The sequence below is a fragment of the Dehalobacter sp. DCM genome (assembly GCF_024972775.1).
Taxonomy (GTDB): Bacteria; Bacillota; Desulfitobacteriia; order Desulfitobacteriales; family Syntrophobotulaceae; genus Dehalobacter.
Map to the genome: position 1 here is coordinate 2858701 of NZ_CP092282.1, position 20811 is coordinate 2879511.

The following is a 20811-nucleotide window of genomic DNA, read 5'->3' on the forward strand; positions in this document are numbered from 1 at the left end:
GCAACTCCTTTTTATAAATATGTTGTGGTTCAGTATATGCAGCATGCATGGAAAGGGAAAATGATTTCCTGCATTTCTGATATGCTAAAAAGCAGCCGTATGGCTGCTGATTTCAATATGGAAAAGACTTATTTATCCTTTTATTAAGAACAAACCGCAACTTCTTGGTAAGATAACATTTATGCGCCAACACGGTGTTTCGTTTCCATGCCCATACCACCGGATAGAACACGATAAAGTGTATCTAAGTCAACCGGTTTTGATATATGACAATTGAAACCTGCTTCTCTGGATCGTTCCAGGTCTTCGGCTTGAGCATATCCGGAGAGTGCAATTAAGAATACATCTTTCGTGTATTCATCTTCACGAATATGCTTGGCTACTTCATACCCATTCATTCCAGGTAAACCAATATCACAAAACACGACATCGGGTTGAAATTCTTTTATTTTGGACAATCCGTCAAAACCAGTGCATGCAGAAGTGACTTCGTGGCCCAAATGACGTAATAAGGCACATAATATTTCTGCGACATCCAGAATATCATCGATTACAACTATTCGTCGCCCAATGTATCTCTCCTGTTTACTTTCGATTCTCATTATATCGTTTGACTTCTCATCAATAATTAAAGGAAGTTCAATCGTAAACTGTGCTCCTTTGCCTAAGCCTTCACTCAATGCCTGAATACTCCCTTCATGTAAGTCAATAATTCCTTTGACAATAGCTAACCCCAGACCGAGACCTCCGTTACTATGCTCCAAGGATTTATCTGCCTGCACAAACGGTTGGAATAAATCATCGAGCATTTCCGGTTTAATCCCCAGACCGTTATCGCTGACGTTGATAACACCTTTATTGTTATCCTCGTCTTTATAAACGCTCACCGTTGTCTTTTCCCCCGGATCAGTAAATTTGAGGGAATTATGAATGAGATTTCCTATGGCCTGTGTTAATCGAGCAGCATCGGCTTGAATATGTATTGGCTCTAAACCCGTTTCTATTGTAAGGGTAACCCCTTTCTCAGCAAACATCTGTTTATAATCTTTCGCTGTACGCGCTACGACTCTGTTCAGTTCAATTATCTCTTTCTTTAGTTGAATTTTGTTTTGGGAGATGCGCGTTATGTCCAACAAATCATCAACGAGTCGCTTAAGCTGCGTCGTCTGGCGTTCTATAACTTCCTTAGCGTGTATCGCCTGTTCTGAGTCCGGAGCGGCAATCTTAAGAAGAGATAAGCTCATCATCATTGAAGCCAACGGATTTCTTAATTCATGGGAGAGACTGTTAATGTATAGATTCTTATTTTTGTCGGCCTTCTTTAAATCTTCAACAAGGGCAAGTGCCCGTTGTTCGCTGTGATATAGGGCTTCTTCTGTTCGTGTCCTTTCTATGGCATCGGCAGCCTGGCGTGATAAGAGGTCAAGCATTCTTATTTCGCGTTCTTCAAATTGTTTATGGATAGCGTAACCTGTATTTAAAACGCCAACGAACTTCCCGGAACTGCTGATTAGCGGGGTAGATTGTATACTCTTGATTCCTTCCCCAATCAAAAACGTTAGTTCACTGCTTCCTTCATATCGGCTGTTGGTGATATTCTCGATAATAATTCTCTTATTATCTTTATATATTTGACCCCCTACGGTATTTTCAAGGTCAACAGACGAGAATTTTTCCAGAAAAGCACTTCCCAAATTATATCCCTGCATAATTTCTAAGGTTCTTTCTTTCTCATTAAAAAGTTGAATACATCCCTTATCCGCATGTGTCAAGGAAACAATCTCTTCCATTATTTGATTATATAGAATTTCCAGGTTATCGATACTAATAAAATTGGAGTTGAGCTTATGCATTATATTAAGGACTTCCACTTCAGCGGTTAGATTATCTTTCAAGTTTTTCAGTTCTTCAAAAGTCTCTTTTAGTTCGCTAATATCTCTAAACGTGGCAATAATTCCTTTAAACTCACCGTCTTCTCCTTCGATCAAGGACGTGTGTTCTTCAATATGTTTTTTAGTCCCGTTATCGCGTGTGCAAACCACTTCGCTGTGATAAAGATTACTATTAATTAATTTGGTTAAAGCTTTTTCTCCAAAGAAACCGGGGTGTATCTCCCTAAACACATCCTGGAAATTCTTTCCCAGAACCTCGTCGGCTCTTAAATTGAACAGCTTATCAGACATTCTGTTCCAATAGGCAATGTTATAGTTTTCATTAACTGCGACGACAGCTTCATGCACATCTGATAGAATCTTGGCTTGAAAGGCCAGTTGGCTTTCCTTTTGTTTCCAGTCGGTTAAGTCTCTAATAATCATTGAGGTCTTTAAAACCCCATATTTGTCTGTAAACAATGTGCATGAAACTTCACCGGGGAATATGGTTCCATCTTTTCTTATATGATTTAGCTCTGCTTTTATCTGAAGCGATTTTTTTCTTTTTTCTTTAAAAAGAGGTAGTCGCGGATCAGATAAATCCACCAGTCCACCTGCACCCAATGCAATAATTTCTTCTGCTGTTCTTTGGAACATAACACATGCCGCATGGTTAGCCGCTTCAATATTGCCCTCAGGACGCGTAATAAAAACGGCATCGCTGCAGTTGTCAAAAAATGCGCGATATTTCTCCTCACTTACACACAAAGCCTCTTGGGTACGTTTTATCATACAATTCTCGTATTCCAAATTATTCATTTGTTTATCTCGTTTCCTAGTTAAGTGGACCAGGTCCTTAATCTCCTCCATTGTCGAAATAGCTCCACAGATGTGATTATCTGCATCCAATAATGGCCATGCGCTCCATCGGGCAATTTTAGATATACCGTCTTCCCAAACAAACTCCAATTCACTACCAACAATTTCTTCGCCGTACCAAGCCGCACGCTGGATAGGCATTTTTTCAGGCGACAACAATTTACCGTCTTGATATATGGCTAGGCGAGGCGCTGATGGTGTCGAATGTGGATACACTGACCAAGGTTCAATTCGCAAAAATTCAGCAGTTACTGGATTATGGATAATATTTTTGCATGTTGCATCCGTTGCGATGGAAAAGCCTCCCGGAATCATATCGAGCAAGTTGGAATTGAGGAGCATTCTTTGTAATTCAGGATTCGTACTTAGAGAGTCAGTACTGATCATTGCCTATTACCTTCTCTATAAATTGATAAAAAATGAATTGCAAAGAAAATTATATCGCAATTATTGAAAGAATAATGCAAAAATATGTCAGTAAAAAAATAATAATATGTCGAATACTATGAAAATTCTCAACACTACACACAGTTGTATCTTAGGTTATAAAAAAAGACGGTATGCCAAACTAACAGAATAAAATGCAGTTAAGCAATACCGCTATCTTCTATCGTTAAACGAACCGAGCTAAATGAAACACAGTTGGTATTTTACATTAAGTATTTGCTCCTGTCGTGGGTGTAATAACCACTCTTTCTGGTTTATTTTTTTGTTCATTAGCATTGTCCACGGCATATAACGATTCCAACCCGATATCGGCAAGAATCGTTTCAATGACTCCCTTTTCATGTGCTTTCATGCTTCTCTCCTCCTGTCAACGATTTTTTGAACATAAGCTCATTGATTTACTACCTGATTGTAAACCAAGACAGGGTTTCAGATAAAGCGAAAGGTTTGTCATAAACTGTAAGATAATTGCGCAATGGATACCTTATCATTATTTACTCGGCACTCTTTCTTGAATGGTTAGTTCAAACTTGAAGTTCAAACATGACAACATCGACAATACAAGTTGGGAGATTCAAGTCTACGACAAGCATATTTTTTTCATGTTTCTCAGTATCGCCAAAGCAATACCCACCCACTCAGCCTATCAACAATCACTCTAGCACCCAACTTGCAAAATCATTATACCATATTGGAAATAATATACAACCTCTTTTGCTTATCGCTTATGGAACGCGGGCAGACAATTCTTGCAGCCGTCATATCCCAGGTTTAAGGCATCCCCCAGCAGGTGGAATCCTCTCTGATGAACCTCATACGTATCCGTCACCGAGTCACAGCCAATCTTATGAATTTCGCGATTATTGGTGTTCACGATATATTTCGCAACCGGATAGATATCTTTTTGCAGTTCGTTGAACTGGCAATCCACAGCGACAACCGCCTCACTGTTTGTAATCTCCAGCTTTCTTCCTTTCATCTGCAGCGCAAAGGGAATAATCGGCAGGTTAAAACGCAATGACGGTGTCACGGTAATCTTAGGCAGTTTCTTGACGATATCATCTTCCAACTGGTCCATAATCCAGTTGATCAATCGTTCAGGCAGGCCGAAGAGCGGGGATTCCGGCTTCTCAAAGTCCCAGTACAGGTTGATCTTCGTGATCTCCATCTCCAACGCGTGTTTCTTCTCATTCCAGACAAGCAAACCTTCCCCATAGCGTAATTCGAGATTTTTAAGGAAAATCCGCAAATCAAATAAGGTATAGGTTTTTGTTTCCTGATATAACACGACATCATCATCCCAGGGTGTCCAACTGTCCGGGATCCAGCCGGAGGTATCCAAGTTCGTTTCATATTTAATGGTACAGCGGCAGGCTAAACGCAAGAAAATCTCAAAGGCCATGTTGTAAATCGCAATCTTGTTGCCGCCCAGCAAATCAAACTTCGGCTCATTCTTCAGTTTTACCGCTAAGGCGTATTGGAAATTCATTCCCCGGTATTCTATGCTGGATTCGACAAATCCGGCTGTGAGTCCTTTGCTGATCAGTTTTTGAACATAACTGCCGATTTGACTCACATCGGAGAAGAAATCATCAAGCTTTTTTATCTTCAATGTTTTCGCTTTGGCGATGGTTAAGCTGTCCGCTTCTTTTACGAGGCACATGCTGCCGTCACTGCCGAAGCTTTTCACACACTGCGAGTGCTGCCATACGTAAGAGAAAACCTTAAAGATGGCGGTTTCGGATACCGCTACTGCTACAGAACAATTTCGGGCAAAATCATGAAGCAGCGTGGGATTACCGCCCTTATAGCCCATCAGGTTAATACCCAAGGCCAGAACGGTCGGTGAAACGACTTGAATGGCATCGACGGTAACGGGGATAATTCCAAGGTCATTGCCATTTTCGTCATGATCCGGCTGGATATAATCCGTCACATCTTTAACAACCGTACTGAGGCTGGGTAGCTCCAGTCTTTTGCAGATCGTATGGTTCGCAAAGTACAGATGCACCGCCTTTTCCACAATCGCGCTCAACTTCAGCGTCATATCTGCTTCCATCGCCTTACCGTATTTGATGGTGAGTTCATCAATGACCCCATTTTTAAGATCAGCGACCAGGTTCAACTCGCTGTCAATCTGCAGGCCTGTACGAAAAGCCATATCGATGTCAAACTTGATTTCCAAGCCATCCCATAAGAAGAAGTATACCCGCATCCCTGCGGCCACCCGGAGGCACTGCCCCTGACCGTCCGCACCTACAGCAAAATCAATCACGGGCTCACGTGTCAGTTTAAAACGGAATGCCATCTTTAGATATGACAGAACTTCCTCGGGAATTTTTCCCGTGAGCTCCGCCGCAAGCTCCTTTTCATAATCCATAACCGCCTGCTCCAGGCTTAATGACCCCTGATAAAAATCGACCCAGCCGTTGATTGTGAAAAAACCACTATAGAATAAAGCGCCAGACAGCTGATTCAGAAATCGTTCATTGAGTAACAGCGCAATGTCATAGCCTGCCGTTTTCATTGATTATCTCCCCCTTTCAATCCTGCTTGACCGGATAACCCTTTAAACACTCACCGCACGGTTTATAGCCGTCAAGAACAGCCTCGTAAACGCCGTGATAGCCTGCGCGATGCGCAAAATCAATTTCCTCCACCACATGGCAGTCAAAACGGTGCAGTTTCATCGATCGGCGATTGGCGATATATAAAGGCATCACGATTTCTTTCTCGGAAAGCTCTTTGATGCTGACGTTCACAGCGGCAATCAGTTCCTCCGGATGCAGCACCACGCTGACAATACCGGTCTCCAGCGTATACCCCATGATCTTCTTATCGACCAGCAGGAGTGACGGCGAGATCACAATCGGCGGCAGCTTGGCGATAATGGTTTTCTCCAGAACATCAAGCAATTTATTCATGATGCCTTCGGAAAAATTCTCAACCCATCGATCGCCGAAGTCCAAATGGACATCCGCTTCATCCACTTTGACCACCAACCGGTTTTTCTCATCGGTATGAATTCGACAGATCGCTTTTCTCAGGAGAACACTTATCTCATCTTCCAGCGCGATCAGCGTTTTATCCTGGATCTTATCGCCGAGTTGTTTATCATCCTGCCACGGGGTTACTTTATCCGGGATCAGTCCGCTGGTGTCAAGCAAGGTCTTCGTTCGGACTGCTGCCTTGAGCGCGGCCTGAATCTTTAATTTAATCTTCACTTGTGTGAGTACGACTTCATTCGTATCCGCAAAGTTGATCTCCGGCAGTTCCACTAATTTGATATGACCGCTATAGTGGAGCGCCGCATTGGCAACATCGCTTTCCGTCTGCAGAATTCCCAGCGTGACGGCTCGCAGAATTATATCTTTCAGCTTCGCCAAATAACGCTGCCCATTGACCGGGAAAGACCCGTCAACGTCGGTTCCTTTTTCACGGCTTGTTCTCTCCCACCAGAAAGCAGCGATCTTTTTCAATGTATTCACTTTCATGGCCGCTGCAAAATCTGCTCCGTCAGCCATATCAGTAATTTCAGTCGGATTACCGGACACAGCGTCGAAAACGTTGATTCCGGCGAAAATATACCTGCCGTCCAGGATAGTGACCTCGAAAAGTCTGACCGGGAGCAGGTTGTCTGGTCCCTCCGGGGTTTCCGGAAGCGGCATGTTCAGGACGGACACTGGCAAGGTAATCTCCTTGATATCCTCTGTCACATAGTGGCCCAGAAGGATCTTGACAATTTGGTTCAGGTTAGCCAGGGTGTTTTTATGAAAAGCAAAACGATCATTGATCAGCATATCGTAAATTGTGCTTTGCACCATGTCCAAAATAAGTTTGCCCTGTTGCATATCCACCCGGATTTCTGCACTTGCTCCGAAATCGGCATCGAGTTCCACTCGGACTCCGCCAAGTACTTTCAAGACAACTTCAACCGAGCCTCGGATCCCAACCGTTCCGGCTTTCAGAAAATCGATATACGGCTCATTACGCAATCGGATCTGATATTCTGCCTGAACAAACCCACGCAGTTCGTCCGGAACCCCTTCGACAAAGGCATATTTCCCCGACTTCTTCAGAGCGCCTGTATAAAACAATCCCGCAAGTGCCTTGTTTAACAAGCGTTCATCGATTTGGACCAATAAATCATAACCGCAGTTTTTCAATCCATCGTCCTCCTCATTCTTCTAACTAAAGTTTTTAAATCTTCTTTATTGTCTTAAATTAATGGATAAAAGCGCATATTCAATGTTTATTAAAGTTAGAGTCCAATATTTTACATTTTATTATACTCCATTTAGCAATTTTTTCCTAGGAAAACGTTTTCCTATCATTTGCGTACAACTATGTTTTTATTTATAACCATTGTCAGCTTAACTTCAAATGGTTTTTTCGTCTTAGCTTCTGTATCAAATTGATTGTCCTGATATGGACAACAATTTCCATTTTTTTGTTTTTGAAAATACAATTTTTCAATCTCAAGAATATTCTTTCATAATCGTAAAATCCATCAAATCAAAAACCTGGGATAAATTCACCATTAAGCCAAGCTGAGCGGAAACAATGTTTTGAACTTTTTGGCACATAAATTGCAATAAAAATAGCAGTTGGTATTAATGGAGGTAATCCGTTGATATATATTTCACAAATTAAGTTAGGAGGAAAAACAATCATGAGTACGGTTAAATTGGATACCCTCGGTGCAGTCAACGACCTGGGGAAACCGTGGCGCTATGAGGAGGATGGGCTGACTGTAACCCGATCCGCTGTCTGGTCGCCGCCGGGCTGCCATCCCGTGGGTTGCGGACTCAAACTCTACACCAAGGACAACAAACTCATTCGGGTGGAGGGTGATGAGAATAATCCGATTACCCAAGGACGCCTTTGCGTCCGTTGCATTGCCCTGAAAGACTATGTTTACAATGCCAGCCGGATCACCTACCCTATGAAGCGGGACCGCCAGTATCGGGGTCAGGCTGACAAATGGGAACGCTGTACCTGGGATGAGGCTATCGACATTATTGAGAAAAATTACCGCGAAATTACCGCGAAGTACGGTCGTGAGAGCATTATCATCTTCGCCGGAACAGGCCGCGAGGGTGGTACTCTCTATCCCTACGGTTCAATGATGCTGGGCGGCCCCAATTACTGCTACACCCAATCCGGTTACGCCTGCTATACACCGCGTCTGTGTGCTACAGCCCACGTTATCGGCGTGACCTATCCGGAAATCGATTATGCCGGCGGTCTGGTCGGACGCTATGATGATCCGGCATATCAGGTGCCGGAGGTCCTTATGATCTGGGGCAAGGCGCCTTTGGAATCCAATGGCGACGGCTTTTTCGGACATGCTGTGGTTGATTTGATGAAGCGTGGCACGCGTTTGATCGTCATCGATCCCCGCGTCAACTGGCTGGCTGCCAGAGCCGACATTCATCTAAGGCTCCGGGCCGGGACGGATGCCGCTTTAGGAATGGCCATGCTGAATGTCATTATTTCGGAAGATCTCTACGACCATGATTTCGTCGAATATTGGTGTTACGGCTTTGAAGAGCTGGCTGAGCGGGTAAAAACCATGCCGATAGAAAAAGCTGCAGCGATAACAGGCGTTGCCGCTGACAAGATTGTGGAAGCAGCGCGGATGTATGCCTCCGCTACGCCTGCGGGACTGCAATGGGGACTGGCGATCGACCAGAAGGCCAATGGCATGCAGGCCGGACAAACCATTATGGCGCTGATGGCGATTACCGGTAATATTGATGTTCCCGGCGGCCAGATCCTTGCCGACATCAACTTCGGCCTGAATGAAGGCGGTTTTGGTGTGGAAGAGGGTATTGGCGAAGAACTTATGAGCAAGATGATCGGACTGGACAAATACCCCATTTATTGCAATACCATCTTGAACGCCCAGGTCGATATGATGCTGGAAACCTGCGAAACCGGCAAGCCTTATCCGATCAAGTTTGGTTTTTATGCGGGAAATAACCTGATGTCCTGTACATCCGCTGAACCCAAACGCTGGCATGATGCTTTGGTCAAAACACTGGATTTCTGCTTTACCATTGACTGCTTCATGACTCCCTCTGCGGAGGCTACCTGCGAGGTATTTCTGCCTCTCGCCGCCGCTGCTGAGGAAGACGGCGTTTCCTTCACGCATTACAGCGGCACACCGGTTGCCACCAATTACATGAACCAGGCTTTTACCACGGGCGAGTGTCTCTCGGATATCGAAGCCTGCCTCAAGGTCGGCAGACGACTCAATCCCCATATGTTTGAAGATTATAAGGATTATCACGATTTTATCGAGCATCTCCGTCTGAGTCGTAAAATGCGCTTTGAGGATGCCAAGAAAGATGTCACCGTCCAGCGGGAGGTTGTATACTACAAGTACGAAACCGGTGAACTGCGCACGGATCACACCCCCGGTTTCAATACACCTACAGGAAAAGTGGAACTCTATTCCACCATTTTCGAGCAGTTCGGAGAAGACCCGCTGCCGTATTATGAAGAACCCCAGTACAGCCCTCAGAACACACCGGAACTTTTGGAAAAATACCCGTTTGTGCTGACAACCGGCGCTCGCGTCTTCGCCTTCTTCCATTCGGAAAACCGTCAGGTTCCCTATACGCGTGAACTGAACCCGGATCCACTGGTGGAAATCAATCCAAAGACGGCGAAACTTCTTGGCATTACCAATGGCCAGTGGTGCGAGGTCTGGAATCAGTTTGGCTCTGCCAAGCTCAAAGCGAAAGTATCTGAGGTTGTGGATGAAAACACCATTCACGCTCAGCACGGCTGGTGGTTCCCGGAAGAAGAAGGATCGGAACCCAATCTGTACGGTACTTTCCGCTCCAATATCAACAACCTGGTACCCCATTTCCACATCGGCAAACTCGGTTTCGGAGCGCCATTCAAGTGCCTGCTCTGCAACATCAAGCCGATTGATGAGGTGTTGGATACGGATATGAACTTGGTATGGGAAAAATTCAAAAGGGAGGATCAATAGTCATGAGCGAAACATACGGACTCCTTATTGATTACGAGTATTGCACCGGCTGCGAGTCCTGCGTGGTTTCATGCAAGGAGGAGCATAACTATCCGGTAGGTAAGTGGGGCATTCGCCTTTATGATGACGGCCCCTGGAATATCGAAGGGGATATGTTCAATTTTAACCGGATTCCCTTCCCCACCGATCTTTGCGACCTCTGCGCGGATCGTACCGCCGGGGGGCGCGAACCGATCTGCGTCCACCATTGTCTGGCTAATGTCATGACCTATGGACCGGTGAAGGAACTGGCCGAGAAAATGGAAGCTAAAACCAAGCAGGTTCTTTGGGTGCCGCAATATAAGCCTTTAGAAGCGAAAGGCAAATTCGTTTCCAAAAATGCAAAAACGCGCCGCGCCGCTCATATTGAGGTCAAAGGTGTTGAACACTTTGAGAACACCGTCCATCGTGCCGAAACCCGCGTAGAACTCGTGGATATCAAGGCAGCGGATGACAAGTAAATGGCCATGAAGTACAGAGAACGCTCGGGCAAATGCGCCCTTGTCCGCTACCGGGGCGGCCCGGTGGATGGGGACATTGTTGAAGACCGCTCCCAGGGCGAACCGGTAAAGATTATTATTGGTGCCGGTCAGGTGCCGCCGGGGGTGGAGGATATCCTGAATGAGATGGCGATTGGCAGCCAGGGAGAATACATTATTCCGTGCGACAAGGCTTACGGTGCCCACGATCCGGAGGGCGTGAAATCCTACCCTCGCTTATCGATCAAGGGGGGGAAAAGCTTAAAGGCTGGGAATGTTATCCCCTGGAAACATCCTGTCTCCCAGCAGTTAGTGCCGGTAAAAGTCATCGCCGAAACGAAGGACACCGTCACCATCGATTTTAATCATCTGCTGGCGGGGAAGGACCTGCGCTACTGGTTTGAATTAGTAGATCTTTTGGATTAGACGTAAGGCAGCTATAGAAGAATCATTTAGCGAAGACACAAAATAAAAGAGGCTATATCACAACATAGCCTCTAACGAAGACGTCAGCTTCATAAACTGGCGTCTTCTCTAATTGGGGGGTAATTCAATTCTGCAATATGTGTTAATTACAGGATAAAAACATATTTTATAGAAATTTCACCACACAAGAGAGAAAGGAACGTCATATTAAAACCTCAATCGTAGTGATGCCGCATACTTTAAGGAGTTCCAATTCCAGTTGACCCAACGGAGCCAATGCCCGGACAATAATCTCGTTCTTTTTCATCACTGAGCCGGCAGGGATGATGTTTTTACCCGGTTTAGGTATTTTGAATATGGTCAAACGTCCTTCTGCATCCAAGCTATATTCATTCTCTGATACGACAGCATCAAAACCATAAGGGATTTCCGACCCTGATTTTCTAAAGATGTATTCATAGCCTTCTCCCCATTCTGTCGTATCCAAATAATCAAAATAAATCAATTTAACGGCAATGCCATCGACGACACTGATTGATTTATTAGGAAGCGTGTTTTCAGCAATTATCTCACGGTAATTTACTCTGCCTAAGGCGTCCTGTACGGATATCGTTTCCACCCTATCGTCAATCTTTGTTTTATTTGCGCTATGACGTTGCGGTTTCTGCTGTAAAGCATCGATACGTTGATATTCTTGCATAATGACTAACCCCTCTCCGATCATAAACAAAATCTCTTGTCGACATTGTATGTTATATCATTTTAGTGAAATTTTTTGCACTTACTTTTATTAATGCATATTTCGTGCCAGGGATTCGTTATTTCAGAAATCCTTTATTTAATGGGATTTTTCTTATTTTTTTATTATTACTGGTAAACAGATTTTTCTTATTTGAATACGTTTTTTTTCATTTTGAGGTTTTTTGATACACACACCGCTGTTTAAAATTCGGCAATTTTAAAATCGACTAATCTAGCTTAGTCGACTTTTTGAAACAACACATATTCCAGATATGCAGATGTAAGTACCCAAAGTGCTCCATAAAATGTATGATCCGACTTTCCATTTAAAGGTCCTTTTTCCATATGCCCTCTTATCGCTGATGTTCTGTACGAATAGTTATTTCCTTCGTCAGGATCAACTTAGTCGTCAATTCAATGCTGTGGACGCTGTTTTCCTCTGCCACCCATTTAGGATTGGGTGATCTGAGTGATTTTTTGCCGGTGAATCGGTGTTGGCTGTCATAGGTGCATAACTATATTTCAACAACCGTCAAAAGCCCATCCGCATTAGCCGCAAGAATATTGCGCACCTGGCGGCAGTCTCCGATCAGATAGGTTTCCGGAATAAGATCGGATATCATTGCCAGCCATTTCTCATCCGGTTGCAGACCTACCGACAATATGACCGTATCGCAGGCTAATTCCCGGCTGCTTCCGTCACACAATGTTATCCTGACGGAATCTCCGGTGATTGCGTTAACAGCAGCGCCGTAGCAAACCTGAATATGATGTTCCTTCATCAAGCTTCGCAAATGCGCTGTCATGCTCGGGAACAAATCAGTAAGCAGTTGTTCCTCAAGCAATTTATCAACAACTATCACTTCATGACCTGCCATGGCTAAATCAATAGCACATTCCGTTCCGCTTAAACCGCCGCCGATCATAACAACTCTCTTGCCAATATTTTTTTGGCGGATATCTGCCTCACTGACGGTGATAACAAGCGGTAATTCCACCCCTTGAATCGGGGGCACGATATGCTCGGCTCCAACGGCAAGGATCAGGACATCCGGTGCTTCTTGCAGGACCAGTTCCGGCGTTACTTTCACCCCAAGTGCGATGCGGATGCCGCTGCGTTCGGTTTGCCGGATAGTCCAATCAAGATAGCTCCGGTGATAATCCTTCAATTTCATGGCTGAGGCTTCATAGAGCCTTCCGCCAAGCTTTTCACTCGCTTCAAAAAGGGCGACATCATGTCCGCGCTTAGCCGCTGTTTGCGCTGCCGTCATCCCGGCAGGTCCGCCGCCAATAATCATGACTTTTTTCTTGCTGTCGGCTTTTTCTACTTTGGGAATCGTAAATTCCCGGCCTAAGTAGGGATTAATTGCGCAGCGAACTTGCGCGCCTCTAAAAGGAAAAAAGGCGCATGCATTGCAATGTAAGCACGGACGGATGTCCTCGGCATGACCGCGATACGCTTTCGTCACCAACTCCATATCGGCCAGCAGGTTACGGGCCATCGCCACCATATCGGCCTTGCCCTCGCGGATAATGGACTCAATGGCTTCAATCCCCGTTATGCCGCCAACGACGGAAACCGGAATATTCAGGTGCGGACGAATGGCCGCCACCCGTTCGACATTTTGGTTACGGGCTCCCAGGTAAGAAGGGCTGATGTATCTTCCCAAATCATGGTTGTATACTGCTCCTGCAGAAAAATTCACAATATCGATGTATTCCTGGGCTTTCTGCAGGAAAGCAATAATATCGTCCACGGTGGGGCAACCCTCAATATATTCATTGCAACTGATCCGGAAATCGATTCCCATACCGGGGCCTATGGTCTCGCGCAAACGCTTTAATAAAGTCAGGGAAAAGCGCATCCGGTTTTCCAGGGAGCCGCCGTATTCATCTGTGCGCTGATTGGCAATCGGGGAAAAAAAGGCGCTGACCAGATTCCCATGCGCGCCGTGAATCATCAGCATATCAAACCCGGCCTGCTGAAGCCGCTTGGCTGAAGCGCAAAATTCATCAATGACTTCCTCAATGCCTTCTTGGCTGATTTCCTCAAAATGCTCCGGATCCAAATCCGGGGACATCCAGGGAACATACGCTTTAGCTTTCAAAGCTCCGGGATAAGCATAACGTCCTGCGTGACAAAGCTCACAGGATATTTTGCAGTTATATTGGTGCACGGCTTCCGCAACCTGCATGAGCTGCGGAACATCCGATTCTTTCAGGTTGGCGATCCCGCCATAGAAATCACGGGCGCGGACGTAATCGACGGGTGTCGATCCAATCGTCACCAACGCTGCTCCGGAACGGGCCTGGGCTCTGACCAGCGCCAGCAAGCTTTCGGTAACATCTCCGGTTTCCGGGTGAGCATGGGCGGTAACCATCGGGGCAAATTGAATCCTGTTTTTCAATTTCAGAGGGCCGACTTGAATGGGTGTAAAAACATGGGGATAGTTATGAAAAGCAGCCATAAAAATAACACTCCTCCCGGTATCTTACTTCAATATCATTAGGGTCGGTCATTAGGGCAGATAGATTTAGATAGTTTAGATAGTTAAGATTTTTTACTCCGGATTAATAGCTACCCCAGAATTTTACAGGGGTCATTCTCAGTCGAAGATCACACTGGAGACAACGTTGTGCTTCTTGCTCAGCCCCTTCGTCATCCAGACCCTCCGTCACGGGGCAAAAACTCTTCGTTCTCTCTCCAGGGAGCACGCATTTGTCTTCCATTCTGGGTAATGCTGCAAAACCTGTTCCCGACCCGAGGTACTTCTCCGGTTGGGTGATTGGGGCAAGCCTTTCCTCAATTTTCCCGCGGCCCCCCAAAAATTTGTCAATGGCAATAACGGCTTTTCGGGCAGATGCGATGGCTTTTATCACCGAGTCGGTTCCCGTTACGGCATCCGCGGCGGCAAAGATTTCATCCCTGTTCGTCACCAGGGTAATCGGATCAACCTCTAGCAGTCCGTTCTCAGTCTTATCCAGCTCGAATCCCTCCGGTATCTCCGGTCTCTGGCCTACTGCAAAAATGACCGTGTCGGCTTCAAGTAAATGCTGGGAATTATCTAATGTTTCAATTTCCAGTTTCTTATCGTCATTAAAGGAGAACGATTTAACGTGAAGGACTTCGACACCCCTTACTTTTCCATCCTCTCTGACAATCTTCGTAAAGGTCCTGGCGGGATAAATTTGAATGCCCTCTTCTTCTTCTTGTTTAATCTCATCCGAAGATGCCGGCATGGTATCTTTGGATTCGAGGCACGCCAGCATCACCTCTTCTGCGCCCAGTCTCCGGGCAACGCGAGCGCAGTCAAAAGCAACATTGCCGCCCCCGAGCACAAGGACTCTTTTCCCCAGTTCAATCGTTTCTCCGGAATTAACGGCTCTGAGAAAATCTGTGCCGACCATAACTTCATCGCCATTGGCTCCAGGAATTCTCAGTTTCACGCCCCGGTGAGCACCAACGGCAACAAGTATGGCGTCATAGCCTTCTTCAAGGAGCGCATCGATGGACGCGACACGGGAGTTTGTCCTGATCTCAACCCCCATCTGCTCGATGTCGTTGATTTCATGGTCAAGCACCGCTCGCGGCAGACGGTACTCGGGAATCCCATAGCGGAGCATGCCCCCGGGAAGCGGCAGCGCTTCAAAGACAGTTACGGAATGCCCCTGGATTGATAAATAGTAACCGGCGGTTAGACCGGCCGGGCCAGAGCCAATGATTGCAACCTTCTTCTCCGTTGCCGGTTTCATATTGACCTTGCTCTCCCATAGTCTTTCCTCGTCATGCTCCGCGGCATAGCGCTTCAGACTGCAAATTGCAATCGGCTGATTGACTTCTCCCCTTCGGCAGACTGTCTCGCAGGGATGGTTACAGACGTAGCCGAGAACCTGTGGAAAGGGTACCTTTTCCCGGATGACGGCATTTGCGGCTGGGTAATTGTTCTCGCGAATAAAACGAATATACCTTGGTATATCGATTTCCGCCGGACAGGCATTCATGCAGGGGAGAAGGGCTGCTTTCCGGCTTTTTCCTTTGGCGAACTCTTCTTTGTCCATGATTGCACCTGTCGGACAAACTTCGGCACAGGCCCCGCAGAAACGGCAGCCTGCGTCGGCGAGGGAAATATCTTCGGCACTTCCAATTCCAATGTAAGTTTCCTCTCCCTTTTTCTTGTAGAAGAGAACCCCGACGCCGCGAAGTTCATGACAAGCCCGTACACAGCGGCCGCAGAGGATACACTTATTCGGATCGTGAGAGAAAAGCGGGTTCCGACTTGTACCGGCAAAGAGTCGTGAGCGTCTCTTAACCCGTAACGAGTCGTCTACGAGATATTGCTTCAACGACTGCAGTTCACAATTAAGATATTTAACACAGGTCCCACAGTCCGACTGATGCCCGGAAAGCATGAGCTCCATAGCCAGACGTCGGGACGCGTCTATTTCTTCACTTTTCGTTCTGATAACCATACCGTCAGCAGCCGGGGTCATACAGGACGTTTGCAGACCTGACTGGCCTTCTATTTCTACAACACAGAGCCGACAAGCTCCAATTGGGGAAAGTTCCGCATAATGGCAGAGATGAGGAATATATATTCCGCCTTCGAGGGAAGCTTCGAGGACGCTCTTCCCTATTGTCGTTTCCATCTCTCGACCATCGATCGTCACTTTGATCGTCTCCAAAGCCTATACCTCCTTGCCATTCCGCCGGTGTGGGCATTTTTTTTGTCTTATATGGAAATCAAACTCAGACCCAAAGAGTTTCAGACTACTGAGAACGGGATTGGCTGCGCTTTGTCCGAAGCTGCAGATAGAGCCGGTCCTCATTTTTTCACCCAACTCCTGAATCAGTTCCAAATCCTGAGCAGTACCCTCGCCCTGTGTGATATCTTTCAATATATCCGCTATATGAAGCGTTCCCTCCCGACAGAAAACGCACTTTCCGCAGGACTGGCTATGGAGGAACGCCATTAACTGCGCGGTCATTTCAACAGCACAGCGGCAATCCGCTACGACCTCAAGCATACCGAAGCCCATCACGGAACCGATAAACCGAAGCGTTTGATAGGTGATTGGCAGCTTGAATTCCTCAGCATCCAAATAAGTGCCCGTCGGTCCCCCGAACTGCACTGCTATGATGGCAGAGCTGCCAAGGGTGCCTCCTATTTTGTGAATCATCGTTTCAAGGGGGGTACCCATAGGTACTTCCACGGTATAGGGGTGAACGACGTCACCCGTTAGCGTGATAATCTTCGTTCCTGCACTGTCCGCAGTTCCGAATCCCGTGAACCATGCTGCGCCCTTTTGAAGAATGGCACCCATATTTGCTAAAGTCTCTGCATGGTTGATTAGCACGGGTTTTCCATGAAGTTCCGGTTGATATTCTTTTGTTTGAACGAAGGGTATGGCTTGTTTGCCTTCCAGATAACGGAGCAGTGCTGTTTCTTCTCCTGCGAGCATTGATCCGGGAACCTCTTTGATTTCGATATCGCAGCTGAATCCGGTATCGAAAATATTTTCACCCAGAAGACCGTATTCTTTCATTTGGGCTAACGCCGTCATCAGTAGGTTTTTAATTCTATCAAACCCTGCCGGGATCGTGACAAGACACTGAGACGCACCGACAGTATACGCAGCGATCAACAAGCCTTCCAGTACGGAATGCGGATCTCCTGCCAAGAGCAGCCGGGCAGTCCGTGCGTGGAGATCGTTATCTAGCGTATTACAGATGACGACCTTTTCACTCGCCTTCTCTTCCAGAAAACGTGTCCACTGGGCCGCTGTCGGACATCCGAGTCCCGTCCGTTCTCTTAGGTTGGATCGCCCAATCTCTTCAAGGATATCTGCCGGAGACATTTGCAGCGCTTTCACCAGTCCGCTATACCCCTCGCATCCTGCGATATACTCACTTACGTTTTCCGGATCCACCATCCCGCAATGGCGCAGAACTATCCGTTTCTGCAGCTGGAATAACTGTAATTCAGCTTCAGAAGATATACCCTGGACACCTTCACTGCCGAGGGTACAATACGCCAGATCGGGTCTTGGGTTATCCCCCTCCAGGTAATCTCGGATAAGCTGATCGATGACTTCTTTCGTAACGCAGGCATAAATAATAGGAGCTATACCAGGCTTTTCAATGATCACCATTGGCTCCAAATCATAGTAACCAAAGGAACCCGTACAAATGATCTTTGTTATGCTGCCTTTTTTTGCCCAATCGGCGAGAAGAGTTAAGCAGGTTCTGGCCATAGCATTATCTTCTTGCGCCGCTACCCGAATCTTTATTACGTTATCATCATTAAGATAGGCGCACTCGGATTCAGCCAGGGCGCGTAATTGTTTTTCGTTCATGGCTGCTCCTCTTTATATTTCTTATTTATTAGGCAAGTACATTCGTCACATACTTGCCTTATTTTAAAATAACCCTATAAAACTGGTGGAAAGCTTGTATTAAACTTTATTTTCCCAAGTACTTCAAAGCACTCTGTCCCGCTATCCGCCCTGAATTCAGGGCAAAAGCCGAACAAAGACCCGGCCCTACATTGATACTATACGTATCCCCATGCATACAATCCGCATCGTAGCCTCCGGCATAAAGACCGGGGACTGGCTTCTCATATTTGTCCACCGCCTCCATATTATGGTTGATCTTGATGCCGCCAAGGGTACCTAAAAAGACAGTTCTGCTAATCACAGCATAATACTTGGGCCCGAGCAAAGGCCGGAGGTATTTGGGCTCCTTGACAAAAAGATCATCATGTTTCTTGGCGCAGAAGCTGTTATATTCAGCGACGGTAGCCGTCAGTACAGCCGGATCGACGTTTATTTTTACAGCGAGCTCTTCAATTGAGTCAGCCATAAACACGTCCTCGCTACCGTTTTCCAGAAAAACTGCCAGTTCTTTATCAATCTCTAGGAGCCGAGTGCCCGGCGGGTAGTCAAATCCAACACCCTTATCGATACCCCTGGTCTGGAGGCTTTCTTTAATGGAATCATCAAAAAGCCTGTAGCTGAACCCTTCCGCTATTCTGGCGTTAGCATTGCCAACGTTACTATCCCAGAATACGACAGTTTCGTCACAGAAACGTTGTCCGCGCGGGTCGACCCATAAATCAGGCTGTGCACCCGCAATTGCAAGCGAGCCAATCGTCGTGAAGTCCGGCCCGTCCGAACCGGACGAGTTCAATTCCAGCAGTCCCAGGCTTTCCTTGGCGGCTCCCGCCTCCCAGGCCATCCGGATCCCGTCTCCCATTTTATCGACATTGCCGATCACCGTTATATTTTTGCCCAGATCGTAACCGCAGTATTTCTTTATCCATTCCTTATTGTTCGCATAGCCGCCGCTGGCGACGACGACGGCCTTTGCGGCGACTTCAAATTCTTCCCCGTCTTGTTCTACCACAACACCGGAAACGGCGTTTCCGTCTTTGAGTATTTCACTGACAGAAGCCCCTAACCTCAGTTCAACGCCTTTCTCCTTGGCATTCGTGACAAGTTTCTTAACTAAGGCTGCCCCATGGCCCTTAATGACATGATAGGTATAGTCTACATCTGTAAATTCGATGCCCTGCTGCTGCAGCCAAACAATGGTTTTAGATGACTCCTCGACGATGGCCCGGACCAAACGCGGATTCCCGCGCCAGTGATTGAACTGCATAATGTTTCTGAAAGCCTCATCCTTGCTGTACGTGATGCCTTTCTTGCGCTGGAGTTCACTTTCGACAGCAAACGAACCTCCGAAGAAATTGGAGGTGCCGCCCGGCGAGCGCTGTTTTTCAAATATCATAACCCTGGCACCGCCTTCGGCAGCCGTAAGTGCTGCAGCCAGACCTGTTGCTCCGGAACCGATAACAACGACATCCGTCTCAAATTTGTTTTCCATACAGTTTCTCCTTAAAAAATACTACAATATGAGGAATTTTCATACTCTGAGATTTGAATAGTCAAGGGATGAACAACTTAGATTTCTTGAGAACTCGCATATTTCCACCTGGAGAGGAGAAAAAAATATGCAACTCACCCATTTAGCACTTTTTGTACTTCTTCTTTGACCGATGTCAATTTATTACCAATTAGATTGATAAGATCATTCGATGCGAGACTAAAGTAACCTAATTCAAAGGCCTTCCACATTTGTGTATAGAAGCCTGCCCACCCTTCTGAAACTCCCTGTTTGAGCATGTGCTCCTTAGCTTGTTCTGGCGTAAGCTCGATATGCTTAACTTCCTTGTGTGATACTTCGGAGATAATAGCAGCAAACTCATCAAACGAATACGGGTTTGGATTGGACAGCTCGTATACCTTATTTTGGTGTCCATCCGTTGTCAGAACCTTTGCTGCTGCCAGAGCAAAGTCATTCCGCGCAGCAAAATTCATTTTACTGCCCTTGGCTGCGCTGACAATAACCCCGGAAGCAACCGCATCTGGAATAAATGGATCCAATAACGTGTCAATGTAAAATGCATTTCGGAGGATTGTGTAAGGAATATGTGTTTCTTTAACCGCAAATTCAGTAGCCAGGTGAACGTTTTCTATGCCTAATGCTACCTTATCGGCAAATCCTAAGCTGGTGTAAACAACATGTCCAACTCCAGCATCCCTGGCTGCTTTGGCAACGGATGCATGTTGGATAATACGGTGCGAACCGTCTGGAGAAGAACTTGAAATAAACAACAGTTTATCAATATCTTGAAAAGCAGCACGCAACGTATCGCTATGGTCATAGTTCCCCATACGGATTTCCAAACCTAACTTTATAAGTTCCGCTGCTTTTTCTTCATTGCGGACCATTGCCACAACGTTCTGTGCTGTAATCCCGCTATCCAGCAAATGCTTCACGACTAGTCTCCCGAGTTGGCCTGTTGCACCTGTAATTAAAATCTTACCCAATGGTTATCATTCCTTTGCTATTCTTTATAAT

The 20811-nt window shown here is 46.2% G+C and carries 13 protein-coding genes; 3 read left to right on the forward strand and 10 right to left on the reverse strand.

All coding sequences use genetic code 11. The features are described from left to right. Positions 1 to 179 precede the first annotated feature (179 nt). The 4 genes from LPY66_RS13245 to LPY66_RS13260 form a co-directional block, all read right to left on the reverse strand. Positions 180 to 3137 (reverse strand): hybrid sensor histidine kinase/response regulator, encoded by a 2958-nt coding sequence (locus tag LPY66_RS13245; RefSeq protein ID WP_337984801.1) that lies wholly within the window; start codon positions 3135 to 3137, stop codon positions 180 to 182. A gap of 268 nt (positions 3138 to 3405) precedes the next feature. Then, positions 3406 to 3549, reverse strand: coding sequence for a hypothetical protein (locus LPY66_RS13250; protein ID WP_337984802.1), 144 nt, complete (start codon positions 3547 to 3549; stop codon positions 3406 to 3408). A gap of 366 nt (positions 3550 to 3915) precedes the next feature. Continuing rightward, positions 3916 to 5724, reverse strand: a complete 1809-nt coding sequence (locus LPY66_RS13255; protein ID WP_337984803.1) for a hypothetical protein — start codon at positions 5722 to 5724, stop codon at positions 3916 to 3918. A 16-nt stretch (positions 5725 to 5740) separates the two neighbouring features. Continuing rightward, the gene (locus LPY66_RS13260) at positions 5741 to 7363 is read right to left on the reverse strand and encodes a hypothetical protein (protein ID WP_337984804.1); all 1623 of its coding nucleotides are present in this window, start codon (positions 7361 to 7363) and stop codon (positions 5741 to 5743) included. A gap of 506 nt (positions 7364 to 7869) precedes the next feature. On the opposite strand from LPY66_RS13260, the gene LPY66_RS13265 reads away from it, so the two are divergent. The 3 genes from LPY66_RS13265 to LPY66_RS13275 are packed head-to-tail and all read left to right on the forward strand — an operon-like array spanning position 7870 to position 11147. Beyond that, positions 7870 to 10203, forward strand: coding sequence for a molybdopterin-dependent oxidoreductase (locus LPY66_RS13265; protein WP_337984805.1), 2334 nt, complete (start codon positions 7870 to 7872; stop codon positions 10201 to 10203). 2 nt (positions 10204 to 10205) lie between these two features. Continuing rightward, entirely contained in the window at positions 10206 to 10703 is a 498-nt protein-coding gene (locus tag LPY66_RS13270; RefSeq protein WP_337984806.1) for an oxidoreductase, read from the forward strand. Continuing rightward, on the forward strand, positions 10704 to 11147 hold the full coding sequence (locus tag LPY66_RS13275; protein WP_337984807.1) for an FKBP-type peptidyl-prolyl cis-trans isomerase: 444 nt from the start codon (positions 10704 to 10706) through the stop codon (positions 11145 to 11147). Between the two features lie 202 nt (positions 11148 to 11349). Here the strand turns inward: LPY66_RS13275 and LPY66_RS13280 are convergent, their stop codons facing one another. The 6 genes from LPY66_RS13280 to LPY66_RS13305 form a co-directional block, all read right to left on the reverse strand. Next, positions 11350 to 11847 carry a hypothetical protein gene (locus LPY66_RS13280; protein WP_337984808.1) on the reverse strand — a complete coding sequence of 166 codons (498 nt, stop codon included), beginning with the start codon at positions 11845 to 11847 and terminating at the stop codon, positions 11350 to 11352. Between the two features lie 556 nt (positions 11848 to 12403). Further along, positions 12404 to 14356, reverse strand: coding sequence for an oxidoreductase (locus LPY66_RS13285; protein WP_337984809.1), 1953 nt, complete (start codon positions 14354 to 14356; stop codon positions 12404 to 12406). A gap of 103 nt (positions 14357 to 14459) precedes the next feature. Next, positions 14460 to 16571, reverse strand: a complete 2112-nt coding sequence (locus tag LPY66_RS13290) for an FAD-dependent oxidoreductase (RefSeq protein WP_337984810.1) — start codon at positions 16569 to 16571, stop codon at positions 14460 to 14462. A gap of 3 nt (positions 16572 to 16574) precedes the next feature. Then, on the reverse strand, positions 16575 to 18242 hold the full coding sequence (locus LPY66_RS13295; RefSeq protein ID WP_337984811.1) for an NADH-ubiquinone oxidoreductase-F iron-sulfur binding region domain-containing protein: 1668 nt from the start codon (positions 18240 to 18242) through the stop codon (positions 16575 to 16577). Between the two features lie 106 nt (positions 18243 to 18348). Continuing rightward, positions 18349 to 19773 carry an FAD-dependent oxidoreductase gene (locus tag LPY66_RS13300; RefSeq protein WP_337984812.1) on the reverse strand — a complete coding sequence of 475 codons (1425 nt, stop codon included), beginning with the start codon at positions 19771 to 19773 and terminating at the stop codon, positions 18349 to 18351. A gap of 134 nt (positions 19774 to 19907) precedes the next feature. Continuing rightward, positions 19908 to 20780, reverse strand: a complete 873-nt coding sequence (locus LPY66_RS13305) for an SDR family oxidoreductase (RefSeq protein ID WP_337984813.1) — start codon at positions 20778 to 20780, stop codon at positions 19908 to 19910. Positions 20781 to 20811 lie beyond the last annotated feature (31 nt).